18 protein-coding genes and 1 pseudogene are annotated in these 26,054 nt (G+C 61.8%); 7 read left to right on the top strand and 12 right to left on the bottom strand.

Annotation, left to right across the window (positions count from 1 at the left end; all coding sequences use genetic code 11):
- The first annotated feature begins 4 nt into the window (after positions 1–4).
- Positions 5–1,030, top strand: a complete 1,026-nt coding sequence (locus DYL59_RS13270) for a LacI family DNA-binding transcriptional regulator (RefSeq protein ID WP_135289591.1) — start codon at positions 5–7, stop codon at positions 1,028–1,030.
- Positions 1,031–1,066: 36 nt separating this feature from the next.
- A complete protein-coding gene (gene iolG / locus DYL59_RS13265; RefSeq protein ID WP_135289590.1) occupies positions 1,067–2,071 on the top strand; it encodes an inositol 2-dehydrogenase in 1,005 nt (334 codons plus the stop codon).
- Here iolG and DYL59_RS13260 read toward each other — a convergent pair.
- Positions 2,068–3,234, bottom strand: coding sequence for a GGDEF domain-containing protein (locus DYL59_RS13260; RefSeq protein WP_135289589.1), 1,167 nt, complete (start codon positions 3,232–3,234; stop codon positions 2,068–2,070). The genes iolG and DYL59_RS13260 overlap by 4 nt on opposite strands.
- A gap of 109 nt (positions 3,235–3,343) precedes the next feature.
- A complete protein-coding gene (locus DYL59_RS13255) occupies positions 3,344–4,555 on the bottom strand; it encodes an MFS transporter (protein ID WP_135289588.1) in 1,212 nt (403 codons plus the stop codon).
- Positions 4,556–4,652: 97 nt separating this feature from the next.
- Here DYL59_RS13255 and DYL59_RS13250 point away from each other — a divergent pair, with 97 nt between their 5' ends.
- On the top strand, positions 4,653–5,474 hold the full coding sequence (locus tag DYL59_RS13250; protein ID WP_135289587.1) for an AraC family transcriptional regulator: 822 nt from the start codon (positions 4,653–4,655) through the stop codon (positions 5,472–5,474).
- Here the strand turns inward: DYL59_RS13250 and DYL59_RS13245 are convergent.
- The 3 genes from DYL59_RS13245 to proP form a co-directional block, all read right to left on the bottom strand.
- A complete protein-coding gene (locus DYL59_RS13245; RefSeq protein ID WP_135289586.1) occupies positions 5,467–8,043 on the bottom strand; it encodes a bifunctional diguanylate cyclase/phosphodiesterase in 2,577 nt (858 codons plus the stop codon). The two genes, DYL59_RS13250 and DYL59_RS13245, sit on opposite strands and share 8 nt — an antisense overlap.
- A 106-nt stretch (positions 8,044–8,149) precedes the next feature.
- Positions 8,150–8,668, bottom strand: a complete 519-nt coding sequence (locus DYL59_RS13240; RefSeq protein ID WP_135289585.1) for a GAF domain-containing protein — start codon at positions 8,666–8,668, stop codon at positions 8,150–8,152.
- Between the two features lie 51 nt (positions 8,669–8,719).
- Positions 8,720–10,222, bottom strand: coding sequence for a glycine betaine/L-proline transporter ProP (proP, locus tag DYL59_RS13235; protein ID WP_135289584.1), 1,503 nt, complete (start codon positions 10,220–10,222; stop codon positions 8,720–8,722).
- A 280-nt stretch (positions 10,223–10,502) separates the two neighbouring features.
- On the opposite strand from proP, the gene DYL59_RS13230 reads away from it, so the two are divergent.
- Positions 10,503–11,906: an MFS transporter gene (locus DYL59_RS13230; protein ID WP_135289583.1), complete on the top strand. Its 1,404-nt coding sequence runs from the start codon at positions 10,503–10,505 to the stop codon at positions 11,904–11,906.
- 37 nt (positions 11,907–11,943) lie between these two features.
- Here DYL59_RS13230 and DYL59_RS13225 read toward each other — a convergent pair whose 3' ends face one another.
- The 3 genes from DYL59_RS13225 to DYL59_RS13215 all read right to left on the bottom strand — a co-directional run bounded on the left by DYL59_RS13225 (position 11,944) and on the right by DYL59_RS13215 (position 14,637).
- Positions 11,944–12,864, bottom strand: a complete 921-nt coding sequence (locus DYL59_RS13225) for a bifunctional helix-turn-helix transcriptional regulator/GNAT family N-acetyltransferase (RefSeq protein WP_135289582.1) — start codon at positions 12,862–12,864, stop codon at positions 11,944–11,946.
- A 70-nt stretch (positions 12,865–12,934) separates the two neighbouring features.
- Positions 12,935–14,227, bottom strand: coding sequence for a PQQ-dependent sugar dehydrogenase (locus DYL59_RS13220; RefSeq protein WP_135289581.1), 1,293 nt, complete (start codon positions 14,225–14,227; stop codon positions 12,935–12,937).
- Positions 14,224–14,637 carry a DUF2231 domain-containing protein gene (locus tag DYL59_RS13215; protein WP_135289580.1) on the bottom strand — a complete coding sequence of 138 codons (414 nt, stop codon included), beginning with the start codon at positions 14,635–14,637 and terminating at the stop codon, positions 14,224–14,226. The genes DYL59_RS13220 and DYL59_RS13215 overlap by 4 nt, the downstream gene beginning before the upstream one ends.
- A gap of 174 nt (positions 14,638–14,811) precedes the next feature.
- Between DYL59_RS13215 and DYL59_RS13210 the strand changes: the two genes are divergently transcribed.
- Entirely contained in the window at positions 14,812–15,840 is a 1,029-nt protein-coding gene (locus DYL59_RS13210) for an apurinic/apyrimidinic endonuclease family protein (RefSeq protein ID WP_135289579.1), read from the top strand.
- Positions 15,841–15,889: 49 nt separating this feature from the next.
- Here DYL59_RS13210 and DYL59_RS32070 read toward each other — a convergent pair whose 3' ends face one another.
- The 3 genes and pseudogenes from DYL59_RS32070 to DYL59_RS13200 all read right to left on the bottom strand — a co-directional run bounded on the left by DYL59_RS32070 (position 15,890) and on the right by DYL59_RS13200 (position 21,939).
- Positions 15,890–16,657, bottom strand: coding sequence for a methyl-accepting chemotaxis protein (locus tag DYL59_RS32070; protein WP_420359284.1), 768 nt, complete (start codon positions 16,655–16,657; stop codon positions 15,890–15,892).
- 87 nt (positions 16,658–16,744) lie between these two features.
- Positions 16,745–17,749 (bottom strand): annotated as a pseudogene (locus DYL59_RS32065) (cache domain-containing protein); the annotation flags it as partial.
- A 218-nt stretch (positions 17,750–17,967) separates the two neighbouring features.
- Entirely contained in the window at positions 17,968–21,939 is a 3,972-nt protein-coding gene (locus DYL59_RS13200) for a bifunctional nitrate reductase/sulfite reductase flavoprotein subunit alpha (RefSeq protein ID WP_135289577.1), read from the bottom strand.
- 569 nt (positions 21,940–22,508) lie between these two features.
- On the opposite strand from DYL59_RS13200, the gene nirB reads away from it, so the two are divergent.
- Positions 22,509–25,049, top strand: a complete 2,541-nt coding sequence (gene nirB / locus DYL59_RS13195) for a nitrite reductase large subunit NirB (RefSeq protein WP_135289576.1) — start codon at positions 22,509–22,511, stop codon at positions 25,047–25,049.
- The gene (gene nirD / locus DYL59_RS13190) at positions 25,049–25,390 is read left to right on the top strand and encodes a nitrite reductase small subunit NirD (protein ID WP_135289575.1); all 342 of its coding nucleotides are present in this window, start codon (positions 25,049–25,051) and stop codon (positions 25,388–25,390) included. Before nirB ends, nirD begins: the two co-directional genes overlap by 1 nt.
- Here the strand turns inward: nirD and DYL59_RS13185 are convergent.
- Positions 25,356–25,997, bottom strand: coding sequence for an aspartate/glutamate racemase family protein (locus DYL59_RS13185; RefSeq protein WP_135289574.1), 642 nt, complete (start codon positions 25,995–25,997; stop codon positions 25,356–25,358). The genes nirD and DYL59_RS13185 overlap by 35 nt on opposite strands.
- Positions 25,998–26,054 lie beyond the last annotated feature (57 nt).

Raw genomic sequence — 26,054 nt, 5'->3', positions numbered from 1 at the left:
ACCCATGCTCGAACGCGCCAAACACTTCTCCATCAAGCAACTCGCCACCCAAGCTGGCGTCAGCAAAGCCACGGTGGACCGCGTGCTGCATCAGCGTGGCAGCGTGCATGCCCAGACCCAGCGGCGTATCGAACAGGCGTTGGATGAGTTGGAGTCCCAGGAGAAAAACGGCCTGGCGGTGGGGCGCACCTTTCATGTCGACGTGATCATGCACACCCCCAAACGCTTCAGCGCGGCGGTGCAGGCGGCGATCACCGCTCAACTGGCCAGCTTGGCGCCGTTCAGGATCGCCCCGCGTTTTCACCTGTTCGAAGAAATCGAGCCACAGGCCATGCACGACCAATTGCTACGTTGCCTGGATACCGGCAGCCAGGGTGTGGTGCTCAAGGCTGCTGACGAGCCGGCAGTGAACCAGGCCGTCAAGCAATTGATTGCAGCGGGCATCCCGGTGGTGACCCTGGTAACTGACCTGCCGCAAAGCGAGCGCATCGGCTATGTGGGCATGGACAACCGCACCGCCGGGCAGACCGCCGCCTACCTGATGTCGCGCTGGTTGCCCGCCCAGCCCCAGGACGTGGCAGTGGTGATCGGCAGTGAACTGTTCCGTGGCGAAGAAGAGCGGGAGATGGGCTTTCGCGCCTGGCTGCGTGGGCGTGCGCCGCACTTGCGAGTACTGGATATCAGCGGCGGTTATGGGGTGTACGACCGCACCTTTGAGCGCGTCACCCAGGCCCTGAAACAACACCCCGAGCTCAAGGCGGTGTACAGCGTCGGCGGCGGCAACCGGGCGATTGTCGATGCCTTCGCCGCGCAGGACCGTGCCCTGGACGTGTTTATCGGCCACGACCTCGATGAAGAAAACCGCCAGCTGCTGCGCGAAGAAAAAGTCGCGGCGATCATCGACCACAACCTGCAGATCGATGCGCGCCATGTGTTTTTGCACATTCTGCAATACCACCGGTTGTGGAAGGCTGGGCCGATTGCGCCGTCGCAGGTGCAGATCGTCACGCCCTTCAACCTGCCGGACTGAATCTCCCTCCCAACAACAAGACCAGGAGTTTTCACCATGTTGAGAATCGCCGTTCTAGGTGCCGGGCGTATCGCCAAGATTCACGCTGCCAACGTCGCCGCCCACCCCGATGCCACCTTGGTGCTGGTGGCTGACCCCTGGCGTGAAGGTGTCGAGGCCCTGAGCATCCAGCTGGGTTGCGAGGCCGCCTACGACTGCGCCGCCGTACTCACCCGCAAGGACATTGATGCGGTGGTGATCGGCACGCCCACCGACACCCATATCGACCTGCTCCTGGCGGCGGTCGCCGAAGGCAAGGCCGTGCTCTGCGAAAAGCCCATCGACCTCGACATCGCCAGGGCACGACACGCGGCCCAGGCGGTTGAGCGTCAGGGCGGCAAGGTGATGCTCGGTTTCAACCGCCGGTTCGACCCCGACATGCTGCGACTGCGCCAGGCCCTCGACGCCGGACAGATTGGTACGGTGCGCCAGGTGATCATCACCAGCCGCGACCCCGGCCTGGCGCCGCGTGACTACCTCAAGCACTCCGGCGGGATCCTGCGCGACATGACCATCCACGACTTTGACACCGCCCGCCACTTGCTCGGCGAAGAACCGGTTCAAGTGACAGCCATCGCCAGTCGCCTGGTGGACCCCAGCCTTGCAGACATTGATGACTACGACAGCGTGATGGTGTTGCTGCGCACCGCGTCGGGCAAGCAATGCCATATCAATTGCTGCCGTCAGGCGGTGTATGGCTATGACCAGCGGGTAGAGGTGTCGGGGGCCAACGGTGTGCTGCTGACTGATAACCATCGGCCCAGTACGCTGCGCCACTGGAGTGCCGCGCACACTGAAGCGCTGGAGCCGTTGCAACATTTTTTCCTGGAACGGTACGCGGATGCCTATCGCAATGAACTGGCCCAATTCATTGACGCGCTGAGCGGTGGGCACGCATTGCCCACCAGCGTGCGCGATGGGCTGTATGCGCTGCACCTGGCCGATTGTGCGTTGGAATCGGTGAACACCGGGCGCAGCGTGGCGGTCAACTACGACCTCTAGTCGTAGGCACTCACGCCAGTGCGATCCACCAGGCGAATACTGTCCCGCCCCCCGCGCTTGCTCTCATACAGCGTGGTATCCCCTTGTTCGATCAACGCCGTCAGGCTTGCTGGCGGCTGGTCGAACAAGTTGGCGCCAATGCTCAAGGTCACCGCCTGGGGGGTAGCAAAGGTTTGCGAGGCGGTTCGAAAAAATTGCTCGCGCAGCTGGCTGCCCAGCTCAACGATCTGCTCGGTGGTAGCGCGGTTGAACAGGATCACAAACTCATCACCGCCCAAACGTGCAACCAGCGCGCCCCTGGGTACCAGGCTACGGATCATCTCGCTCAGGGCAATCAGCAGCCGGTCGCCAGCGGTATGGCCGAACAGGTCGTTGACCAGTTTGAAGTTGTCGATATCGATCAGCAGCAATGCACCCGGTTGTGACGCTGACACCTGGGCCAATAGACGCGGTGCGCGCAAGTCCAGAGCGCGGCGGTTGTACAGGGCGGTAAGCGGGTCACGGGCGGCGAGGCGGGCGATTTGCTGTTCGCGGCGGTAGCGTTCGGAGCCGGTCATCGACAGGGCGATCAGCATGATCGCCATCGCGCCTTCCACCAAGGAGATCTGGATGATCTCGCCCTTGAAGGATGTCAGGTCGATCAAGGTGCCGGGGATCAATACCGACAACGCCTTGGCCACGTAGAACGAGCCGTGGAACAGCAGCACATAGCGCAATTGCACCGCACCAATGCTCAAGGATTTGCCATGGGGGCGCAGCAGGAAACTGGCGCGCAAGGTGGGCAGGGCCACCAACAGCGATTGCACCCCCAGCATGACTTTGGACCACGCCAGGTCAACGGGCAGTGCCAACATGCCAAACCAGATCGCCGGCATCAGCAACCATAGCCGTGACAGGTTGGTCTGGGTAAACCGTGCCACGCCGAGTAAGAACAGGAAGTGTGCGGTCACCAGCAAACCATTGGCGAACCAGATGCCGATCACCAAGAAGCCATTGATGCGCAACAAAGCCAGGGTTGAACCGATGGTGATGGTGGCAAAGCCCGCGCTCCAGAACAGCAGCGAAGGTTCGCGCACGCTGCGCCATTCGATATAGAGGTACAGGGCGGCAGCGGCGGCGAGGGCCACGGTGAGGGCCAAAATCGTAGGAGGGTCGAGCGTCATTTCTTACCGGGTCTGCCTGGTGTGCGTTTAAAACGGGATTGTAAGCGCACACGCAGGTTTTTCTGAACAATCTTCGTGCTGGCACACGGCCAGCCCGATGATCGGCCGGTCAGACGCCCTTGGTGGAAGGCAGCAATATTGTCAGGATGCCCACCAGCGGCAGGAACGAGCACAGCTGGTACACGTACTCGATGCCGTGGCTGTCGGCCAGCAAGCCCAGCAACGCCGCGCCGATGCCGCCGAAACCGAACATCAGGCCGAAGAAAATCCCGGCGATCATGCCCACATTGCCCGGCACCAGTTCCTGGGCAAATACCACAATGGCCGAGAACGCCGAAGACAGGATGAAACCGATCGCCACGCTCAACACTGCCGTCCAGAACAGATCGGTGTAGGGCAGGGCCAGGGTGAAGGGCGCCGCCCCCAGGATGGAGAACCAGATGACTTTTTTACGGCCGATCCTGTCGCCAATCGGGCCACCCGCAAAGGTGCCCACGGCCACCGCCCCCAGGAACAGGAACAGGTACATCTGGGAGCTGGCCACCGAGAGGTGGAACTTCTCAATCAGGTAGAAGGTGAAGTAGCTGGTCAGGCTGGTCATGTAGAAGTATTTGGAGAACACCAACACCGCCAACACCACCAGGGCAAAGGTCACGCGGCCTTTGGACAGGCCGTGGGTCGCCTTGCCACCTTGCTTGAGCTTGAACAGGTTGAGGTGGTTGCGGTACCAGCGGCTCAAGCCATACAGCACCATGATCGCGAACACTGCGAACAGACCGAACCAGGCGATATGGCCCTGGCCATAGGGAATGATGATCGCGGCGGCCAGCAAGGGGCCGAAGGCGCTGCCGGTGTTGCCGCCGACCTGGAAGGTCGATTGCGCCAGGCCATAGCGTCCGCCGGAGGCCAGGCGTGCGACGCGGGAGGTTTCCGGGTGGAAGGTCGAGGAGCCCACGCCCACCAAACCGGCCGCCAGCAGTATCAACGGGAAGCTGCCGACAAACGCCAGCATCAGGATGCCGATCAAGGTGCACACCATGCCGGCCGGCAGCAGCCAGGGTTTGGGGTGACGGTCGGTGTGGTAACCGATCCACGGCTGTAGCAGGGACGCGGTCAGTTGAAAGGTCAGGGTGATCAAGCCCACCTGGGCAAAACTCAGGCCGTAGTTGGCTTTGAGCATCGGGTAGATGGACGGCAGCACGGCCTGGATCAGGTCATTGATCAAATGCGCCAGCGCGCAAGCGCCGAGGATCCGCATGACCAAGGGGCTTGTCTGGGGCGTACTGGTTGCAGCAGCGGGTGACGCGGTGAGGGTCGACATGCAGGCATTCCATACAAGGCAGCAAACAAAGAGGGCGGATACGTGAGCCCGCCATCTATTTCAAAATGATTCGGCGTTCATGCTAGATTTGCCACAAATGCCTGTCTCGCGAAATCCGGGCAGTAATCATCGCAAAAAGGGCGAAATGATCAAATCACTGGACATATTTCTGCGGGACATCGATGAAAGCGATTGGGCTGTCATCAGTTCGGCCACCGATTATCCCGAAAACTGGGTGATCCCCGACCACAGTCACGAGAAGCATCAACTGCTCTACGCCATCGAAGGTGTGATGGTGGTGTATTCGGCGCTGAACCAGTGGACGGTACCGCCCAATCGCGGCATCTGGATGCCCAGCGGGCACGTGCATTCCCTGCGTTGTGTGGGCGCGCTGAAAATGCGCAGCGTGTTCGTGCGCCCGGAGCGTTTTCCGAACATGCCCGGCGAGCCGAAGACCGTCAGCATTTCACCGTTGCTCAGTGAATTGATCAAGGCCTCGGTCAGCCTGAAGCCTCCCTATGCCGAAAACTCACGCGATGCGCGCATCATGCACCTGATCCTCGACGAACTGGCCATCTTGCCGGCCTTGCCGCTGTCGTTGCCTCAGCCCGCTGACCCGCGAGTGAACCGCATCTGCCAGGCGTTACAGCATGATCCGGGGGATGCTTCCACCGTGGCCAATTGGAGCGAGCGCCTGGACCTGGACCAAAAGACCATCCAGCGTCTGTTCCGCAAGGAAACCGGCATGACCTTCGGCCAGTGGCGTCAGCAAGCGCGTTTGCTGCTGGCGCTGGAGCGCATTGCGGTGGGGGAAAAGATCATCGATGTGGCGCTGGAACTGGGCTACGAAAGCCCCAGCGCCTTTACCAGCATGTTCAAAAAACAGTTCGGCAAGACGCCCAGTCAGTTTTTCAACTGATGCGGGCGTCAAGTTGGCTTTCCAGCAGGGCGTTGAACGCGGGCAGGTCCAACGGCCGGCTAAGGAAAAACCCTTGGCCTTCATCACACGCCACGGCCTTGAGCAGCGTGAGGTGCTCGGCGGTTTCGATGCCTTCGGCGGTCACGGTCAGCGCCAGGGCGCGGCCCAGGCCGACAATGGCCTGGATGATCGCTTTGTCATCGTCGCTTTCTTCCAGCCGGCTCATAAAGCTGCGGTCGATTTTCAGGCCGTCAAAGGGAAACGAACGCAGGTAACTCAAGGACGAATAGCCGGTGCCGAAGTCGTCCATGGCAATGCGCACGCCCAGCGCTTTGAGCGTCTGCATGATCTGCAGGGCGCTATCGGCGTCTTCGAGCATCACGCTTTCGGTGATCTCCAGTTCCACGCGCCGGGGGGCAATCCCCGACGTCGCCAAAGCCTGGCCCACGCGCTGCACCAGGTTGCCGCGCTTGAATTCGCAGGATGAGAGGTTGACCGACACAAACAGGTTCTCCGGCCAGGTGGTGGCCCGTTCGCAAGCGGTGGCGAGCACCCAGTCGCTCAGTGCCAGGATCAGGCCCGACTCTTCAGCAATGGGGATGAACGTGTCTGGCGCGATCAACCCGCGCTTGGGGTGGTGCCAGCGCACCAGGGCTTCGGCGCCGACCATCTGCCCGTCGGCGATGCGATAGCGGGGTTGGAAGTGCAGGCGCAGTTCGCCGTGTTTGATGCCATAGCGCAAGTCGCTTTCCAGGCGGCGCCGTTCGATGATGCGAGCGTTCATATCGATGGCATAAAAACGCCAGGTATTGCGCCCTGCGGCCTTTGCCTCATACAGCGCCATATCGGCGTAGCGCAGCAGTTCGGGGGCTTCGCAGGCGTCGGTGGGGGCCATTGCGATACCGATGCTGGCACTGACAAACACCTCTTGTTCATCGATGTCGATGGCCGCCTCGATCGAATCAATCACGCGGCGGCACAAGGCTTCGACTTCGGCTTGGGAGCCCACGTCCGTCAGGATCAGGACGAATTCGTCGCCGCCGACCCGAGCCACCAGGTCGCCATGGCGTACGCAGGCCGCCAAGCGGTTGGACACTTCATGGAGCACACGGTCGCCTGCGGCGTGCCCGAGCAAATCGTTCACCGGCTTGAACCGGTCCAGGTCCAGGCTGAGCATCACCAGCGGATGAGCGGCCGACGGGGCAGACTTGAGCCTGCCGTCGAGAAACTCCTTCAGGCGTGTGCGGTTGGGCAGACCTGTCAGGGCGTCATGCCGGGATAGGAACTCGATGCGCCGACGTGCTTCGACTTCTTCGGTGACATCCGTTGCGGTGCCGCGAAACCCGCCGTCCGGCATGGCCCGCGCCGATAGCCGCGTAATGCGTTCATGCTCGCCGGCGTCCACGTAGCGACACAGTACGCTAAGGTCCGGGCGGCGGCAGGGAGTGGCGAGCCAGTCAGACAACAAGCCGGTTTCGGTGTGCAGCAGCGCGTCAATTCCGGCACCAATCCAGGTTTGCCTGGCAAGCCCGGTGACGTTTTCAAAGCGTTCGGACAAGTAGGTGAAGTGCCCCGCGTCATTGATTTCCCATACCCAATCCGAACTGGCTTCGACCACATCGCGAAAGCGCGCTTCGCTGGTGGCCAAGGCGCGCTGGCTGGCGTGCAGCGACGCGTAGCTGCTGTCCAGGGCAACGGCGCTGGCGGTGGTGCGACGCAAAATCACCCAGGTCATCAGCGCCACCAACAGCGCAGCCAGGCCGATCATTGGCAAGCCCAGGTTGAGCAGGCGCTGCCCTGGTTGTTCTGGCTGCCAGTGCAGGCGGCCAGCGGTGCCGTTGTCGCCCAGCGCCACCACTTGGTGATCGGCAGGCTCTGCAGGGTTATCAATGTGCAAGTTGTCCAGGCCGAATTCGTTGCCGATCGCCGTCAGTTTGGCGTTGTTCAAGATGTCGACGAAGATCAGCACGGAAGGCTGGCGACCGTCTGAGCTGACAGTGGGATCGGTACCCGGCGTAATCGCCGCAGCGGCGATCAGGGCGGGGCTGCCGTTGACGTTGACGAACTGCGTGACGGGGCTTTCGGTGGCGGCGCCGGCGCGTGCGCGCTCGATGATGGTGTCGATGGGCTGGCCGAGCCAGGTGCTCAGTTGTACGGTTTTGAGTTCGCCTTCGATCACCGAGTAAACGGTGCGGTTGAGCGAATCCACCACGAACAAGCCCTGAAAGCCGAAATCTTCATACAAGGTGGGGCCGACATTCTGACGTACAAAGGCCCAATCCTGATCGACCTGCAGGTGCAAGTGCCGATAGGCATCGCTCCAGAATGCGTAGTCCTTGACCGTCAGGCGCAGGGATTTTTCCAGGGACTGCACGGCCTTGCGTGTGTAGAACGCGCTCTCCACGTCTTCGGTGTGGTCCAGGTCATTGGCCAGGTAGATCAGCGAGTAACTGGTGAGCACGAATACGCCGGCCAGCAAGGCGACAAATTTGAACAGCGATGCGCGCGCCAGTGACAGGCTGGTGCGGTTGGACAGCGGGCACACGATGGGAGCGGGAGTATTCGGCATGGGTTTGCGCAGGGCGACGCTACAGAGAGAATATCCCGTTGTATCGGCGGCTCCGGCACAACGATGAATGCGCCGTGCCTTTGAACTGACTAACGGTAGGGTGTGATCAGCGTGGGGCCGAGGGCTCATTGGCGGTGAGGTTCGCAAAAAAGATGCAGCCAATCAGCCGCGCGAACAGGCTCAGGGTTTCCGGCAGGTTGGGGTCGTCAAACAGCGTCGCCCGCGAGTCCAGCGCACACAACGCGCCATACAGGCGGCCATCGGGCAGGAAGATCGGCGCGCCGGCATAACTTTCGATTTCAAATTGCTTGACCACCGGGCGGGCGGCAAAGCGGCCGTTCTTGCTGACCTCGGGGATGAACAGCGCCTGGGGGTTGATACAGAACTCGCTGCACAGGGTGGTTTCCAGGTCCAGTACATCGTGAACGTTGATCCCCATTTGCAGGGGGTCGTACACCGAACACACCACCCACTCCTGGTCAGTGAACTTGGCGATACCGGCAAAGCGCATGTCGGTCAGGCGGGTGACCAGATGCAGGATGCTCGTAGTGGCTTCGATTTCGGCGATGGCGGCGCGTTCTTCGGGGGTAAGTAGCGATTGTGCTGCGGTAACGCTTGGAACCATGCTGAACACTCCAAAGGCGTGGCGACTCTGGTCGCCACGCACGCTCAAGCTTTAGTTGATACGGGGATGCTGCTGCACCAGGTTTTGGCGCTTGGCTTCCAACTCGGCAATCTCGGCATCGATGTCTTCGATCTTCTGCTCGATATTGTCGTGATGCTCTTGCAGCAGTTCCTTGGCCTCTTCCATGTCCGACGCCGCCGGCGCGGCACCGCGCAGGGGTTTGTTGGCGGTTTCCTTCATGGTCAGGCCGGTGATCAGGCCGACCACGGCAAACACCATCAAGTAGTAGGCGGGCATGTACAGGTCATTGGTGCTCTCCACCAGCCAGGCCACGGCCGTGGGGGTGACACCGGCGATCAATACCGACACGTTGAATGCACTGGCCAGCGCGCTGTAGCGCAGGTGGGTTGGGAACATGGCGGGCAGGGTGGATGCCATTACGCCGATAAAGAAGTTCAGTACCACCGCAAGGATCAGCAAACCCGCGAAGATCAGGCCGATCTTGCCGCTGGTGATCAGCATGAACGCCGGGATCGACAGCACCAACAAGCCAATGCTGCCCGCGATGATGAAGGGCTTGCGGCCGATCTTGTCGCTGACAAAACCAATGAACGGCTGCACGAACAGCATGCCGACCATGATCGCGATGATGATCAGTACGCCGCTGTTTTCTTTGTAATGCAGGTTGTGGGACAGGTAGCTCGGCATGTATGTGAGCAGCATGTAGTAGGTCACGTTGGTGGCCGCGACGATCCCGATGCAGGTCAACAGGCTACGCCAATGCTTGGTGGCAATCTCTTTGAACGACACTTTGGGGCCGTGGCTCAGGCCTTCGCGGTCGCCTTGTTCGAGCTTGTCGACATGCTGTTGGAACGCCGGGGTTTCTTCCAGGGCGTGGCGCAAGTACAGGCCGATGATGCCCAGGGGCAGGGCGAGGAAGAACGGCAGGCGCCAGCCCCAGGCCTCGAACTGCTCTTCGCCCATGACGCTGGAGATCAGCACCACCACACCGGCACCCAGCACGAAACCGGCGATGGAGCCGAAGTCCAGCCAGCTGCCAAGGAAGCCGCGCTTGCGGTCGGGTGCATATTCGGCAACGAAGATCGAAGCACCGGTGTACTCACCACCCACCGAGAAGCCCTGGGCCATTTTGCACAGCAGCAACAGGATCGGGGCCCAGATACCAATGGAGGCATAACCGGGGATCAGGCCGATGGCAAAGGTGCTCAGGGACATGATCACGATGGTGGCAGCGAGGACTTTTTGCCGCCCGTATTTATCGCCCAGCGCGCCGAAGAACAGGCCGCCCAGGGGGCGAATCAGGAAGGGCACGGAGAAGGTCGCCAGGGCGGCGATCATTTGTACGCTGGGGGAGGCGTCCGGGAAGAACACCTTGCCCAACACGTAGGCGACGAAGCCATACACACCAAAGTCGAACCATTCCATGGCATTGCCCAGTGCGGCGGCGGTGATCGCCTTGCGCATCTTGGCGTCGTCGACAATGGTGATGTCGTTCAATCCGATGGGATTGACGCGTTTCTTGCGAGATTTCATGGGGACTACTCTAAAGCTGAACAGGGGAAGTGCCATCGCCGCGATGGCACCGCTCTGTCAGTTCAGATACAAGCAGACACCAAATAATTCACCGCTATTTGTTTTTTTTCCTAGTCGCCAGGCTACGGGCGTTGTCGTCCTACAACCTGAATTGCGATCACCCCATAAACCCTAACATTTCAGATTGACACCGTTCGAGCACCTCGCTATAAAAGCCGTAGTTGTACGACGACATATGACGTTACATATGTCCTACCTAACAAAAATAAAAAGTGATGCCATGAACTTGAACGAGCCCATCAACGCCCATCGCGTTGGCCAGGCGGTAGGCAACTATCGCTGGACCATCTGCGCGATGCTGTTCTTCGCCACCACCGTCAACTACCTCGACCGCCAGGTGCTCAGCCTGTTGGCGCCGCAGTTGTCCACGCAATTTGGCTGGAGCAACACCGACTACGCCAACATTGCCGCCGTGTTCCAGTTTGTCTACGCCATTTCCATGCTGTTTGCCGGGCGCTTTGTCGACAAGATCGGTATCAAGGCGGCCTATGTGGTTGCGATTGGCATCTGGTCCACGGGCGCGATCATGCATGCGTTCTCGGTGCAGATGGGCGAGGGGATCGCGGCCGTGAGTACTGCGGTGGGCCTGGCGGTAATTCCGGTGTCGATTGCCGGTTTCATGCTGTCGCGTGCAGTGTTGGCGATTGGCGAGGCGGGTAATTTCCCGATTGCGATCAAGGCCACCGCCGAATACTTCCCCAAGAAAGAACGCTCGTTGGCCACCGGCATCTTCAACTCGGGTGCCAACGTGGGGGCGATTCTGGCACCGATCTGCGTGCCGCTGATTGCGGGGATGTGGGGTTGGGAAGCAGCCTTTATGGTGATCGGCATGCTGGGCTTCTTGTGGGTCGCGGTATGGGCGGCCATCTATGAAAAGCCCGAGCAACAAAAGCGTCTGTCGGCGGACGAGCTGGCCTACATCCGCAGCGATTCCACGGTGCAGCCGTTCACCCCGGCACCTGCTGGTGCGGTGCAAAAGAAAGTCTCGTGGTTCAAGTTGCTCACCTACCGCCAGACCTGGGCCTTCGCGTTTGGCAAGTTCATGACTGACGGCGTGTGGTGGTTCTTCCTGTTCTGGCTACCCACCTACCTGTCGGCGCAATACGGCATGAAAGGCGCGGATATCGTGATGCCGCTGGCGGTGCTGTACAGCATGACCATGGTTGGCAGTATCGGCGGCGGCTGGTTCCCCAGCTACTTCATGGCACGCGGTGACGCGCCGTATGACGGGCGCATGAAAGCCATGCTGGTGATCGCGCTGTTCCCGCTAGTGGTACTGCTGGCACAACCTCTGGGCTACATCAGCTTCTGGGTGCCGGTGTTGCTGATCGGCGTAGGCGCCTCAGCGCACCAGGCGTGGTCGTGCAATATCTTCACCACGGTGTCCGACATGTTCCCGCAGAAAACCGTGGCCTCGGTGGTGGGTATCGGCGGCATGGCCGGTGGCCTGGGCGGCGTGGTGATGACCAAGATCGGCGGCTGGGTGTTCGACTACTACAAGTCCATCAACGATATCCATACCGGCTACATGATCATGTTCGCGATCTGTGCGCTGGCTTACCTGGTGGCGTGGAGCGTGATGAAGACGCTGGTGCCGCGTCACAAGGAAATCACTGACCTTTAAGGCGCAACGTCCCGCGCTGCAACGGCGCGGGACGGCTTTACAACGTGCGGGCCCAGGTCTGGCTGACCAGGGATTTGCCAAAGCTGACCATGGGCTCTTCCTCTATCAGTTCAAATCCGGCTTTTTGATAGAGCTTGCGTGCATCGGTAAGGATATCCACGGTCCACAGCAGCATGCGGGTGTAGCCGGCTTGACGGGCAAAACGTACGCACTCATCCACCAGGCGCTGGCCGATGCCCATGCCCCGGGCGCTGGCGTCTACGTAGAGCATGCGTAACTTGGCGGTGGTGGCGTCATGGCGGATCACGAACACCGAACCCACCACCATGCCATCCTTCTCGGCGATCCAGCAGCGCTCGCAGGTCGGGTCGAATTCCCTCAGGTATTTGGCAACAATCTCCGCTACCAGCGCCTCGAACTCCCAATTCCAGCCGTACTCGCGGGTATACAGCGCCGATTGCTGTTGCACCACTAGGCCCATATCCCCCGGCTGCGGGTCTCGCAACAGGTAGCTGGGGGGTGTGCCTTGCAACAACGCCTGGATGCGTTGCATGGACGCCGTCAGCTGTTGCTGCTGCGCTTGCGGCAGGGCTTGCAGCAGGGCGATGACTTCTTCCTGGGTCCTTTGCTCCAGCGGGGCCAGCACTGAGCGGCCCAGCTCACTGAGGTGCAATTGCACGGCTCGCCCATCGGTAGTGGAGCGGACTTTCTGGATCAGGCCTTTTTTCTCTAAGCCGCTGATCAAGCGACTCAAGTAGCCTGCATCCAGCCCGAGCATCTGGCAAAGCTCGACACTCGTCAGGTCGCCACGGGAGGACAACTCGTACATCACACGGATTTCGGTAAGGGAATAGCCGCTTTGCAGCAGGTGTTCCTGCAGCACGCCGATCTGGTGGGTATAAAAGCGATTGAAGCCGCGCACGATGCCAGCGCGTTCGACAAGCAGGGGAGTAGACATAGTGGATGCTCGATATGGTTGCCTGAGGCAATTATATTGTTGCCTCAGGCAAGCATGTCAAATACTTTGCTCAGCGGTTACGCGTCACCCGCCAAATTGTATTGGCCAAATCATCGGCAATGATCAACGCGCCTTTAGGGTCCACGGTCACGCCCACCGGGCGGCCGCGTGTCTTGCCATCGTCGCCGCGAAAACCGGTGGCGAAATCGATGGGCTCACCGGAGGGCTTGCCATTGTTGAAGGGCACGAAGATTACCTTGTAGCCGACCGGGTTCTCGCGATTCCAGCTGCCGTGTTCACCCACGAACACGCCGTCGGCGAATTGCTCACCCATTTGCGGGATGGAAAAATCCACCCCCAGCGCCGCTACGTGGGAGCCCAGGCTGTAGTCAGGTTTGATCGCGGCCGCGACTTTGGCCGGGTTTTGCGGTTGGGCGCGCGGGTCGACGTTCTGGCCCCAATAGCTATAGGGCCAGCCGTAAAACGCGCCTTCACGCACTGAGGTCAGGTAATCCGGCACCAGGTCTGGCCCTAATTCGTCACGTTCGTTGACCACTGTCCACAGTTGCCCGGAGTCAGGTTGGATCGTCAGCGCGGTGGGGTTGCGCAGGCCCGTGGCGTAAGGCTTGTGAGCGCCGGTAGCGGCGTCGATCTGCCACACCATCGCCCGGTCGATCTCCACTTCCATTCCGCGCTCGGTAACGTTGCTATTGGAGCCGATACCCACGTAGAGCTGGCTGCCATCGGCGCTCACGGCCAGGGATTTGGTCCAGTGATGGTTGATCTGCGCCGGCAGGTCGGTGACCTTGGAGGGCGGGCCGCTGGCCTTGGTCTGGCCGTCGGCATAGTCGAAGCTCACCAGGGCATCCTGGTTGGCCACGTAGAGCTTGTTGTTGGCAAAGGCCAGGCCGTAGGGCGCGTTGAGGTTGTCGGCAAAGACCGTTTTCAGTTCATAAGTGCCGTCACCGTCGGCGTCACGCAACAGGGTCAGGCGGTTGCCGCCCTTGACCTTGGTGTTGCCCTCGGCCTTGATCAGGCTGGCGATCACGTCCTTGGGCTTGAGCTTGGCCGCGCTGCCGCCACGGCCTTCGGCGACCAGGATGTCGCCGTTGGGCAATACCAGTGTCTGCCGTGGAATCGCCAGGTCGGTGGCAATGGCGGTCACGCTGTAGCCGTCGGGCACTTTGGGTTTCTGCTCGCCCCAGGGCGCAGGTTCGGCGATTTTCATGCTCGGCAGCAGGCTGCTTTGTTGCTCGGCCAGCTTGGGGTCGGGGCCGTGGATCTGGGTTTTGTCGCCTTCGCCGCCGCAGGCCGTCAGCAGCAGGGCGGTGCTCAACAGGGTGAGGGTGCTTGAGGTTTTCATTTCACACCTCCGCTGCGCAGGCCGGTCCAGGTGGCTGCCAACGCCAGCAGCAAGACAATGGCCGACAGCACCAGGCTGGTGGGCATCGAGGCGTAGGCGTCCTTGGCATGCTGGAACGCGTTGACCAGGCCCAACACCCAGGCGGCCAACAACAGCACCACATAACGTGCCGGTCGCCCGGCCCGCAGCCCGGTGCGGAACAGATTGACCAGTGCAAACAAGAACGCGAACCCGCCGAACACCAGGGCTCCGGCGATCAGCCACGCGGCGAAGTTGGCCCATTGGATCTGGTAGGTCTGGGTGTAGGCGATGTCGCTGAGCAAGGCACCGAGAAACAGCGGCACGGTGCCGGCGATCAAGGTCGCATGCAGCGGCCCCGGGCCGGTTTGGTAGACGGGAAGGGTGGTCATGTGGACGGCGTCTCCTTGTTGTACAACGCCCCCTGAGCGGGGGCAGCGCATAGGAAATGAACGCACCGCATGTCAGAAAGTTCAGCATTATACGTGTCGAAATATTATGAACCCCCTGTGTGGCACCGGGACTAACGCCGTATCATCCTGCACTTTCTCTCGCCAGGCGTTCCCATGACCCACCCTCGCATCGGCTTTGCGTGCCAGTACAAGCATCCCGAGCGCCTGCTCTCGGCCAGCGCCCTCAAGTTGATCGAAGGGCCGTTCAACCCCCGCACCACCACGTTGCGCTGGATGGACAGCGTCACGCCGCAAGTGGCCCGCGACAAGTTGGTGGAGGTGGTCACCCACAACCTGGCCGCCCAATTGCGCCTACTGGCGTACGTTGCCGGGTTGCCCCCGACCTTGCGCATGCTGCGTCTGAGCAGCGACCTGCTGCCGTTCTACAGCCACCCCAAAGTCGCCGCCGTGTACAAAGACCCGGCCATCGAGCAACAGTTGATAGAGGGCTTTGCTGCCATTGGCGAACGGGCCCGCGCCTCGGATATCCGCCTGTCGTTCCACCCCGGCCAATACTGCGTACTGGGCTCGGAGAACCCTGGCGTGGTGGAAAACAGCCTGGCGGAGTTCGAATACCACGCCGACATGATCCGCATGATGGGTTATGGCCGACGCTTCCAGGACCTCAAGTGCAACGTGCACATCGCCGGGCGCCTGGGGGTGGAAGGCACTCGCGCCGTATGGGCGCGGCTGTCGCAGGTGGCGCGCAATTGCATCACCTTCGAGAACGACGAGAAGACCTACGGCCTGGATCACTGCCTGCAAGTCGCCGACCTGGCGCCGGTGGTGCTGGACATCCACCATTGCTGGATCAACGAAAACGACTACATCGACCCGCACTCGGAACGGGTCGCCCGCGTGATCGACAGTTGGCGCGGGGTACGACCGACCTTGCATTACTCCCAGCCCCAGGAAGTGCTGCAGGAACTGGGTTTTGACGCCGAACACAAACTGGAAATGGACGCGCTGCTGGCGGTGGTGGCCAAGCGCGACCTGTACGCCCACAGCGCGCAGATGTGGAACCGCTGGACCAACGACTACGCCCTGCAGTTTCTCGACCGCTTCGACATCATGCTGGAGGCCAAGGACAAGAACGTGGCGTCCCTGGCGTTTTATGAGCACTGGCAGCGCCGCCAGGGCTGAACCGCTGTTGCGGGCAACACTGCGCGGCGCACGGGTGGGGCTGTAGCATTCAGGACTTGAATCGCCCCACCAACCCATTCAGCTCATCCGACAGGTTGGCCAACCGCCCCGAATCGTCCTGGGCCGAATTGGCCAGGCTTTCCACCAAACGCGCTTCGTCGTAGATCTGCTGGATATGCCGGTTGATCTCTTCGGCCACGCTGTGTTGCTCCTCGGCGGCGGCGGAGATTTGCAGGTTCTGGTCGCGGATCTCGTTGACCGACAGTTGGATGCCTTCGAAGCTGTCCCGCGCGTTTTCGATGGACGACACGCTGGCCCGTGACAGGTCCAGGCAACTGCCCATCTTTTGCGTGACTTCCTGGGTCTTGTTTTCCAGGGTCCCCAGCAATTGCTCGATCTCGCCGGTGGAGTCGGAGGTGCGCTTGGCCAGTGCCCGGACTTCATCGGCGACCACCGCAAAACCACGGCCCTGGTCGCCCGCGCGAGCCGCCTCGATGGCTGCGTTGAGTGCCAGCAGGTTGGTCTGTTCGGCAATGGCGCGGATGGTGCCGAGGATCTGGTTGATGCTGCGGCTGCCGGCTTCCAACTCCACCATGGCCTGGGACGATTCGGTCAAACGGCGGCCCAGGCGGTTGACGTTATCGGTGGTGACTTCGATCTGCTGCTTGCCCTCGGCCACGCGCCGGTGGCCATTTTCGGCGGACTCTGCCGCACCGCTGCAAGAGCGCGCCACTTCGTTGGCGGTGGCGACCATCTCATTGAACGCGGTGGACACCAATTCCACGGCCTCTCGCTGGCGCCCGGCGGCCTCGTTCATGTTGTGGGCCACTTCGCTGTTGACCTTGGAGGCGTTCTGCAAGTTGGTGGAGGCCGCGCCGATGTGCTGGATCAATTGGCGAATCGCCGCGAGGAATTTGTTGAACCAACCGGCCAGTTCGGCGGTTTCATCCTTGCCTTGCACCGTCAGTTCGTGGCGCAGGTCGCCTTCGCCCTGGGCGATGGACTGCAAGCCGGTGCTGACCTGGCCGATGGGTTTGACGATGACTTTGGAGAAGGCGGCCGCGACCAGCCCGAAGATCAGCACCAGCACCGCGACGATGCCGCTGGTGAGGTAGGTCATGCGTGTAGCTTGGGCCATGACTTCGTTGTATTCGATCAGCCCTACGTAACGCCAGCCCAGGCCGGGGGAGGTCCAGATATTGGCCATGTAGCGCACCCCATCGATCACCACCTCGGTGGAGCCCTGGGCGGTGTTGGCCAATTGCGCATAGGGTTCGCCGAGGTCCTTGAGCGGCTTGAAGTTGTGGCTGGCCTCACGCGGGTCTACCAGCACCACGCCGTCCTCGATCAGCATCACGTAACCGCTTTCCCCCAGCTTGATGCTTTTGACCAGTTCGGTGAGGTTCTTGAGCGACACACTGACCACGAACACGCCCTTGGCCTTGCCGGTGCTGTCCAGCAATGCGCGGGCGGTGCCCACCAGGGCCACGTCGTCTTTGTCGTAATAGTAAGCAGGGGTGCGCACCGTCTTGCCGGGGCTGGCCATGGCCGCCTTGTACCAGGGGCGGGTGCGCGGGTCGTACTTGGACAGTTGCGGGTCATCCGGCCACTTGGCGTAGGTGCCGTCTTCCAGGCCGATGGACAAAATCGCCGCTGCCGGGTGCGTGGCGCCATAGCGCGCAAACTGGTCGATGACCTGCTGCGCCTGCGTCGGCATCGGTTGGCTGGCGGCATTGGCAGGTTGATAATCCTTGAGCGTGCTCACCGATGTGTATACAGGATCAGCGGCCATCTGATCGACGTTCTGCAAGGTGCCATCGAAGAACTGGCGAATATTGCCGTCGATCTGGCGTATTTCCCGGGTGCTGCCGTCGATGAACTGATCCACCGCCTGGGTCCGTGTATTCATGACGGAGATCACTGCCACCAGGGTTACCGGGATAAACGCGACAGATACAAAAGCCAGGACCAGCTTATTTTTTATTTTCATCGAGACAACCATCAGCTAGAGGGCGACCAGACCGCCAAAGGCTTGGCGATCTGCTATCACTGCTGTTTCGGCCCGATGCCGGTAAATCTTTAGGGTTTTTTGTACACAATACAAATGGGTGATTGTTCTGTATCCAATCAGTACACATCACGCAGATAACGCTTTTGCTCACTCAACTGGCGCCAGTACTCCACGGCGCCTTCAACACCAAGCCCGCCGTGGTGTTGCGCCACTTCGCGCAAGGCCAGGTCAACGTCTTTGGCCATCTGGCTGGCATCGCCGCAGATATACAACTGAGCACCGTCCTGCAACCAGCGCCACACCTCGGCGCCGTGCTCACGAATGCGGTCTTGCACGTAGATTTTCTGCGCCTGGTCACGGGAAAACGCCAGGCTCAGGTGGGTGAGCAAGCCGTCGTGCTGCAAGCCTTGCAGTTCGTCCTGGTAGTAAAAATCGCTGGCGGCATGCTGCTCACCAAAGAACAGCCAGTTACGGCCTTGATGGCCCATCGCACGACGTTCCTGCAAGAACGCACGGAAGGGGGCTACACCGGTGCCGGGGCCGATCATGATCATCGGCACGTCGCCATCGGCTGGCGTACGGAAATGCCGGGACGGCTGTACAAACACCGGTACTTCACTGTCGCCCGCGCGGTCGGCGAGGAAGGTCGAGGACACTCCCTTGCGCTTGCCATAACGTACGGCCGCCACCGTGAGGTGCACTTGATGGGGATGCGCCTTGGCGCTGGAGGCAATCGAATACAGGCGCGGCTGCAGGCGCTTGAGGGTGCCGAGCAATTCATCCGCCGAGCAGTCGATGGGGTAGTCGTGCAGCACGTCTGCCAGTTGGCGGCCCCACAGCCAGTCCTTGAGGTCGGCCTTGCGCTCGGGTTCCAGCAGGTGCTTGAGGTTGGGGTTACGGCTGCGCTCGGCGATGAATGCCAGGGTGTCATGGCTGGGTCGGGCGATTTCGAAGTGTTGGGTCAGGGCCTGTTGCAGCGGTACTTCGCCGAAGGTGTCGATGTTCACGCGGGTATCGCCCGCCAGCCGCGTGAGGTCGAGCAGTTCGCCCACCAGTTCCGGGCAGTTGCGCGGCATCACCCCCAGGGCGTCGCCGGCTTCGTAGTTCAGGCCGGAGTCGGCCAGGTCCAGGGCGAATTGGCGGGTTTCCTTGTGGGGGCTTTGCGGGTTCAAGTGCCGGTTGAGCAACAGGCGTGAGTTATGCAGTTTGGTTTTGCCGGCGGGAGTGGCCGGCACGATGGCTTTGGCAGGGTTGAGGCTGTGTTGGAACTTCGCCAGCCAGGCATCGGCAGGCGCTTGGAACTCGGTGTCGCAGTCAACCCGCTCCAGCAGGCGCGTGGCGCCCAGTGCCTGGAGGCGCTGGTCGAGTTGCTTGCCGTGTTTGCAGAACTGGTCGTAGTTGGGGTCACCCAAGGCCAGTACCGCGTAACGCAAAGACTCCAGGCGCAGGTCGCTGGTGTTCAAGCTGTGCCAGAACCCTTCGCCATTGTCCGGCGGGTCGCCGTCGCCAAAGGTGCTGCTGATAAGCGCCAGGGTCTGGGTGGTCGCCAGTCTGCTGGGCGGGAAGTCGGCCATGGCACAAAGCTCCACTGCAATACCGGCATCGCCCAGGCGTTTGGCAAAGCGCTCGGCCAAGGCTTCGGCGTTACCGGTTTGCGAGGCCCACAACAGGGTGACCGCCGGGGAGGGCGCCGCCGTGGTCTCCCCGCCACGGCTGAACAAGCCGCCGAGCACACCGTCCAGCCACAAGCGCGAATCGTTGGTCAGCGGTGCGCTGGCCGGCATGACCGGCACGCCCAGCGTCGCAGCACCCGATTGCAGGCCGCTGAGGAAGCCTGCGAGGTAGATGCGCTCACTGTCGTTCAATGGCGGTGGTGCCAGGTTGCGGATGCCGGTGATAGCGGCGAAGGCGTCGAGGCGCGACATGGTGGGGTCCTCAGCGTGTGGGGTAGGGAGGTCGAGAAAGCGGTGGTCGATCAGCTCGATGCGCGCCAGGGCCACGGCGCAGAACTTGAACTCGGGCTGCAACGAAATCGGGTCCACGGCGTCGTTGGTCACCGCGTTGATGGCCAGGTTTTCGCCGAACACATCGTTCCAGTGGAACGGCGCAAAACAGTTGCCTGGGCGTACCCGGTCGGTGACCACCGCAGGCAGTACGGCGCGGCCGCGCTGGGAGCGAATCTCTACCGCATCCTTGTCCTTGATGCCCAGGCGTTTGGCGTCCTCGGGGTGCAGCTCCACGAACGGGCCGGGGTTGAGCTTGTTCAGGGTGGCGACCTTGCCGGTCTTGGTCAGGGTGTGCCACTGGTGTTGCAGGCGGCCGGTATTGAGCACGAAGGGGAAGCTGTCATCGGGCATTTCCGCCGGCGGCATGTGGGGCCGAGGGAGGAATTGGGCTTTGCCGGTTTCGGTGGCGAATCGCAGGGTGCCTTCATGCAGGTAGCGAATCGGGTTGCGGTCGGCGCCATCGCTGGATGCGCACGGCCATTGCAGCGGTTGCTCGCGCAGGCGTGCATGGCTGGCGCCGCGAATGTCATAGCCGGTCTTGGGGTTCCAGGCGCGTTTGATCTCGTCGAACACGTCGGCGGCGGATGCATACGTGAAGGCCTCGGCAAAGCCCATCTCGCAGGCCACCCTGGCGATGATTTGCCAGTCCGGCAGGGTTTCGCCGGGGGCATCGACCGCCTTTTGCATCAGCGTCAGGTTGCGCTCGGAGTTGATCATCACCCCTTCGGCCTCGGCCCACAGGGCGCCGGGCAGCAGGATGTCGGCATAGCGGTTGGTTTCGGTGTCGAGGAACGCATCCTGGGTAATCACCAACTCGGCCGCTTGCAGGCCTTGGATGACGGTGCGGCGGTTGGGCGCACTGGCCACCGGGTTGGTGCAGATGATCCAGCAGGCCTTGATCTGCCCGGCGGCCATCTGTTCGAACATCGCCACGGTGCCGCTGCCGGCCTGGCGCGGCAGGCTGTCGTGGGGCAGTTGCCACAGGTCTTCGATAAAACTGCGGTCTGCGTCCACCAGCACCGAGCGCTGGCCCGGCAACCCTGGGCCCATATAGCCCATCTCGCGGCCGCCCATGGCGTTGGGCTGGCCGGTGAGGGAAAACGGCCCGCTACCAGGGCGGCACAGGGCGCCGGTGGCCAGGTGCAGATTGCACAGTGCGTTGGTGTTCCAGGTGCCGTGGGTGCTTTGGTTGAGGCCCATGGTCCAGCAGCTCATCCACTCGGCGGCCTGGCCGATCATGGCGGCGGCCTGGCGGATATCGGTTTCGGCAAGGCCGGTGAGTGCGGCGACGGTGTGCGGTGGGTAGTCTTCGAGAAAACCCGGCATGGCCTCCCAGCCTTCGGTGAAGGCGGCGATAAAGGCAGGATCGGTGTGGCCGTTTTTCACCAGCAGGTGCAGCAGGCCGTTAAGCAGTGCGAGGTCGGTGCCGGGCTTGATCGGCAGGTACAGGTGGGCTTTGTCCGCCGTGGCGCTGCGGCGCGGGTCGACCACGATCAGCTTCGCCCCGGCCTTGACCCGGTCCATCATGCGCAGGAACAGGATCGGGTGACAGTCGGCCATGTTCGCGCCGATCACGAAGAACAGGTCGGCGCGGTCGAAGTCCTCATAGGAGCCTGGCGGCCCGTCTGAACCCAGCGAGAGTTTGTAGCCACTGCCGGCACTGGCCATGCACAGGCGCGAGTTGGATTCGATATGGGCGGTGCGCACAAACCCCTTGGCCAATTTGTTGGCCAGGTACTGGGCTTCCAGTGACATCTGCCCCGACACGTAAAAAGACAACGCGTCGGGCCCGTGGCTGTCGAGGATCTGGCGCAAGCGCGAGGCGGTCTCGCTGATGGCCTTGTCCATGGCGATGCGTACCGGGTCGTGGTCCCGGGCCTGGCGCAGATAGGCGCTGTGCATGCGCCCGGCGTCGGCTATGGCCTGCCCGCAGGTAGTGCCCTTGGTGCACAGGCGCCCGAAGTTGGTGGGGTGGGTCTTGTCGCCCGTGACCTTGACCACTTTATTGTGTTCAACCTGCATGACGATGCCGCAGCCCACACCACAATAAGGACACACGCTGCGTATGCTCTGGCTTGCCATCCGAAATCCTGTAGACAAAAAAAGGCGCCCTGCGACCCTCCGTTGAAAACGGGGATCGCACGGCGCCTTTGTCGTGAGAGGGCAGTCTGCGTTGACTGCTCGATGGGATGTCACTGGCAAATCATGTGCCAGCTTCACCAGGTTGGCCTGTCGTGAGCAGGCTTGCCCCGCGCTGGGTGGCGAAGCCGCCCCAATAAGGCCGCCTCGGTGTTTCAGACAGACCGAGGTGCCTGGATTGAGGGCGGCCTCGCCACCCAGCGCAGGACGAGCCCGCTCACTGCGGCGCACGGTTATGGGGCGTTGCGCACCAGTGGGAGGCGAAATGCTGAGGGCGCGTGGGGATGATTTAGGCATGAGGCCGCAGCCATCGGGACCTTGGCCAATTGGCACGCCACCTGCAAGCTCCCCACTCATCCCAGCTCGGTCAACGACGATCGACAGGCCAACACAGGTCTAGGGCATAAGCGGCAAGACCGCATAAGAACAGGCAAAGACGCCTGGAACCGAAAGGTTTCAGGCGTTTTTTTTTGCTTTTTAAAAACCGTGATGAGCTTCGTCGGGTGCTAAATATGAACAGTCTCAAAACCCTGATCGTCGTCGGCAATGGCATGGTCGGCCACCACTGCGTAGCGCAACTGATCGAGCGCGGTGCGCTGGATCACTATCGGCTGCATGTGTTCAGCGAGGAGCCGATGCGCGCCTATGACCGTGTGCACCTGTCGGAGTACTTCACCGGCCGCGATGCCGAGTCGTTGGCGTTGTCCGAAGCCTCGTTGTACCAGACGCTGGGCGTGACCCTGCACCTGGGCGTGCCGGTGCTGGAAATCGATCGCGCCCGCAATGAAGTGATTACCGCTGATGGCTGCGTAGCCTACGACAAGCTGGTGCTGGCCACCGGGTCGTATCCGTTCGTGCCACCGATTGAAGGGGCCGAGGGCGACTCGCGGTTGGTGTATCGCACCCTGCAAGACCTGGATGCCATTCGCGCCGCTGCCGGCAATGCCCGGTGTGGCGTGGTGGTCGGCGGTGGGCTGCTGGGGCTGGAGGCCGCCAACGCACTCAAAAGCCTGGGCCTGGAAGCCCATGTGGTGGAGTTTGCACCGCGCTTGATGCCGGTGCAGTTGGATGACTTCGGCGGCCTGGCCCTCAAGGCGCAGATCGAACGCTTGGGCGTGGGTGTGCACCTGTCCCGTGCCACCCAGTCCATCAGTGCAGGCGAGCATTACCGTTACCGCATGAACTTTGCCAACGACGAATTTCTCGAAACCGACCTTATCGTGTTCTCTGCCGGTATCCGCGCCCAGGACGCATTGGCCCGTGAGGCTGGGCTGGAGATCGGCCCGCGTGGCGGTGTGGTGATCAACGACGAATGCTTGAGTTGCGATCCGAATATCTACGCGATTGGCGAGTGCGCCTCCTGGAACGGCAGCCTGTTCGGCCTGGTCGCGCCCGGTTACCAGATGGCCCGTGGTGTGGCCGCATTGTTGTGCGGCCAGACCGCTGAGCCCTTTGTGGGCGCGGACATGTCCACCAAGCTCAAGCTGTTGGGGGTGGACGTCGGCTCCATCGGCGATGCCCACGCCCACACGCCCGGTGCACGCAGCTATCAATTTATCGACGAGGCCAGCGCCAGCTATCGACGCCTGGTGGTGGATGCCTGCGGGAAGCATGTGATCGGCGCCGTGTTGGTGGGCGATAACAGCTACTACGACACCTTGCTGCAATACATGCAGAACAGCATCGCGCTGCCGCCAGAACCGGCCAGCCTGATCCTGCCGTCGTCCGCTGGCGCACCCGCACTCGGCCCTGGCGCGTTGCCGCAGTCTGCCACTGTGTGTTCCTGCCACAACGTGACCAAAGGCGCGATCTGCTCGGCCATCGACGGCGGTTGCAGCGACCTTGGCGCGCTCAAGGCGCAGACCAAGGCGTGCACCGGTTGCGGCGGCTGCGCAGGGCTGCTCAAGCAAGTGTTCGAGCATGAGCTGATCGCCCGTGGCGTCAGCGTGGACAAAAGCCTGTGCGAACACTTCCACTACACGCGCCAGGAACTCTACGCCCTGGTGCGCGTGGAAGGGCTCACCACCTTCGATGAACTGCTGGCCAAACACGGCCGTGGCCATGTTGGCTGCGATGTGTGCAAGCCGGCGGTGGGCTCGATCCTGGCGTCGTGCTGGAACCAGCCGATCATGGATGCGTCCCTGGTGCCGTTGCAGGACACCAACGACACCTTCATGGCCAACATGCAGAAAAACGGTACCTATTCGGTGGTGCCGCGTATTCCGGGCGGCGAGATCACGGCCGACAAACTGATTGTGATTGGCGAGGTGGCGAAGAAATACGACCTTTACACCAAGATCACGGGTGGCCAGCGCATTGACCTGTTTGGTGCGCAACTGCATGAGCTGCCAGCGATCTGGGGCGAGTTGATCGCCGCTGGGTTTGAAACCGGGCACGCCTATGGCAAGTCCACGCGCACGGTGAAGTCTTGCGTGGGCAGCACCTGGTGCCGCTACGGGGTGCAAGACAGCGTGAAAATGGCCCTGCTGATCGAAGACCGCTACAAGGGCCTGCGCTCGCCCCACAAACTCAAGTTCGCGGTATCGGGTTGCACCCGCGAGTGTGCCGAAGCCCAGAGCAAGGACGTGGGCGTGATCGCCACCGAGAAGGGCTGGAACCTCTATATCGCCGGCAACGGCGGTATGCGTCCACGCCACGCCGAACTGTTCGCCACTGACCTGGATGACGCCACGCTGATCCAGTACATCGACCGCTTCCTTATGTTCTACATCCGTACCGCCGACAAGTTGCAACGCACCTCGGTATGGCGCGAGAGCCTGGAGGGCGGCCTCGATTTCCTCAAGGACGTGATCATCCACGACAGCCTGGGCCTGGGCGCCGAGCTGGAAACGCAGATGCAACTGGTGGTGGACCGCTATGAGTGCGAATGGGCCAACGCGCTGAAGGATCCGGACAAACTCAAGCGCTTTCGCACCTTCGTCAACGACCAGCGCCCCGACCCGGATATCCAGTTCGTCGAGGAACGTGGGCAACGTCGGCCGATCATGGCCACCGAACTCAACCTGATTGCCGTCGCCGAGGAGATTGCCTGATGAACCAGCCCACTTGGAAAACCGTGTGCAACAAGCAGGACCTGGTGACCAACTCCGGCGTGGTGGTGTGGCTGGACGGCGCGCAAGTGGCGCTGTTCTACCTGCCGGGCGCGCAGGAACAGACACTGTATGCCATCGACAACCACGACCCGGAATCGGGCGCCAATGTAATCGGCCGCGGGCTGATCGGCAGCATCAAGGGCGACCTGGTGGTGGCCGCACCGATCTACAAGCAGCATTACCGCCTGCAAGATGGCCAATGCCTGGAGTCGCCGCACCAGCGGCTGCGGGTGTGGCCGGTGCGGTTCAAGGGTGGGGTGGTGGAGTTGGCGGTGGGGTGATGGCCTGCAAGGCAGCGGTCAACCCGGCGGATGCGCTGGTAAGGGGAGGTGGGCCTGCGGTGACGCGTGAGGCCGCACCACTCATTGAGGCCTGGGCCAGTACCACCATTGACGCGCCGTTGGCATAGGCGTGGTCGGCAGCGTGTGCGATGGTCGCCAGGTAACCGTCGATGTCAGCGGCCTTGAATAAATCCCAAGCGCCCGGAACCAGTTGCACCTCTGCCGTGTGGAACAGCCGCGAGGTAGGCTCGATGGTCGTCTGTACCGCGCACAGCACCACGACGTTGCCGCTGCACTTGAGCGCGGTGGCGGCGAGGGCTTCATCGGTTCGCAGGATGGGAACACGTGGGGTACGAAGGCTTTCAACCACCGGCCCCAGGGTCGAGCACGTGAGCACCACCACATCCGCCTGCTCTGCAAGCGCAAGCAGCGCCGACGCGGTAGCCTCGGCGATTTCGGCCGTCAACTGCCCGGCCAGCTCCGCCGCCGCCAGCAGATCCGCGCGCACGTCGTGCAGCAGTACGCTGGGGCGAATCCCAAGTGCAACGGCTGCCGCGTCAAAGACGGCGATGTTACTGACGGCGGTATGAAGGCAGGCAATGCGCATGGGCGATATCCAGCATTGAAGAGGGTGGGCAAAACTCACTAATGATCAACTGTGGGA

Source organism: Pseudomonas kairouanensis (genome assembly GCF_004682055.1).
Taxonomy (GTDB): Bacteria; Pseudomonadota; Gammaproteobacteria; order Pseudomonadales; family Pseudomonadaceae; genus Aquipseudomonas; species Aquipseudomonas kairouanensis.
The sequence above is the reverse complement of the archived record's forward strand: the minus strand, read 5'-3'. Positions and strand labels throughout refer to the sequence as shown.

What these genes read in the sequence shown, in the direction of transcription:
- DYL59_RS13240 (WP_135289585.1), bottom strand. Translation starts at nt 8,668, where the DNA reads ATGGTTCCAAGCGTTACCGCAGCACAATCGCTACTTACCCCCGAAGAA.
- DYL59_RS13210 (WP_135289579.1), top strand. Translation starts at nt 14,812, where the DNA reads ATGACCCACCCTCGCATCGGCTTTGCGTGCCAGTACAAGCATCCCGAG.
- proP (WP_135289584.1), bottom strand. Translation starts at nt 10,222, where the DNA reads ATGAAATCTCGCAAGAAACGCGTCAATCCCATCGGATTGAACGACATC.
- DYL59_RS13270 (WP_135289591.1), top strand. Translation starts at nt 5, where the DNA reads ATGCTCGAACGCGCCAAACACTTCTCCATCAAGCAACTCGCCACCCAA.
- DYL59_RS13220 (WP_135289581.1), bottom strand. Translation starts at nt 14,227, where the DNA reads ATGAAAACCTCAAGCACCCTCACCCTGTTGAGCACCGCCCTGCTGCTG.
- DYL59_RS13250 (WP_135289587.1), top strand. Translation starts at nt 4,653, where the DNA reads ATGCCTGTCTCGCGAAATCCGGGCAGTAATCATCGCAAAAAGGGCGAA.
- nirB (WP_135289576.1), top strand. Translation starts at nt 22,509, where the DNA reads ATGAACAGTCTCAAAACCCTGATCGTCGTCGGCAATGGCATGGTCGGC.
- DYL59_RS13245 (WP_135289586.1), bottom strand. Translation starts at nt 8,043, where the DNA reads ATGCCGAATACTCCCGCTCCCATCGTGTGCCCGCTGTCCAACCGCACC.
- DYL59_RS13225 (WP_135289582.1), bottom strand. Translation starts at nt 12,864, where the DNA reads ATGTCTACTCCCCTGCTTGTCGAACGCGCTGGCATCGTGCGCGGCTTC.
- DYL59_RS32070 (WP_420359284.1), bottom strand. Translation starts at nt 16,657, where the DNA reads ATGAACGAGGCCGCCGGGCGCCAGCGAGAGGCCGTGGAATTGGTGTCC.
- iolG (WP_135289590.1), top strand. Translation starts at nt 1,067, where the DNA reads ATGTTGAGAATCGCCGTTCTAGGTGCCGGGCGTATCGCCAAGATTCAC.
- DYL59_RS13200 (WP_135289577.1), bottom strand. Translation starts at nt 21,939, where the DNA reads ATGGCAAGCCAGAGCATACGCAGCGTGTGTCCTTATTGTGGTGTGGGC.
- DYL59_RS13230 (WP_135289583.1), top strand. Translation starts at nt 10,503, where the DNA reads ATGAACTTGAACGAGCCCATCAACGCCCATCGCGTTGGCCAGGCGGTA.
- DYL59_RS13255 (WP_135289588.1), bottom strand. Translation starts at nt 4,555, where the DNA reads ATGTCGACCCTCACCGCGTCACCCGCTGCTGCAACCAGTACGCCCCAG.
- DYL59_RS13260 (WP_135289589.1), bottom strand. Translation starts at nt 3,234, where the DNA reads ATGACGCTCGACCCTCCTACGATTTTGGCCCTCACCGTGGCCCTCGCC.
- DYL59_RS13215 (WP_135289580.1), bottom strand. Translation starts at nt 14,637, where the DNA reads ATGACCACCCTTCCCGTCTACCAAACCGGCCCGGGGCCGCTGCATGCG.
- nirD (WP_135289575.1), top strand. Translation starts at nt 25,049, where the DNA reads ATGAACCAGCCCACTTGGAAAACCGTGTGCAACAAGCAGGACCTGGTG.
- DYL59_RS13185 (WP_135289574.1), bottom strand. Translation starts at nt 25,997, where the DNA reads ATGCGCATTGCCTGCCTTCATACCGCCGTCAGTAACATCGCCGTCTTT.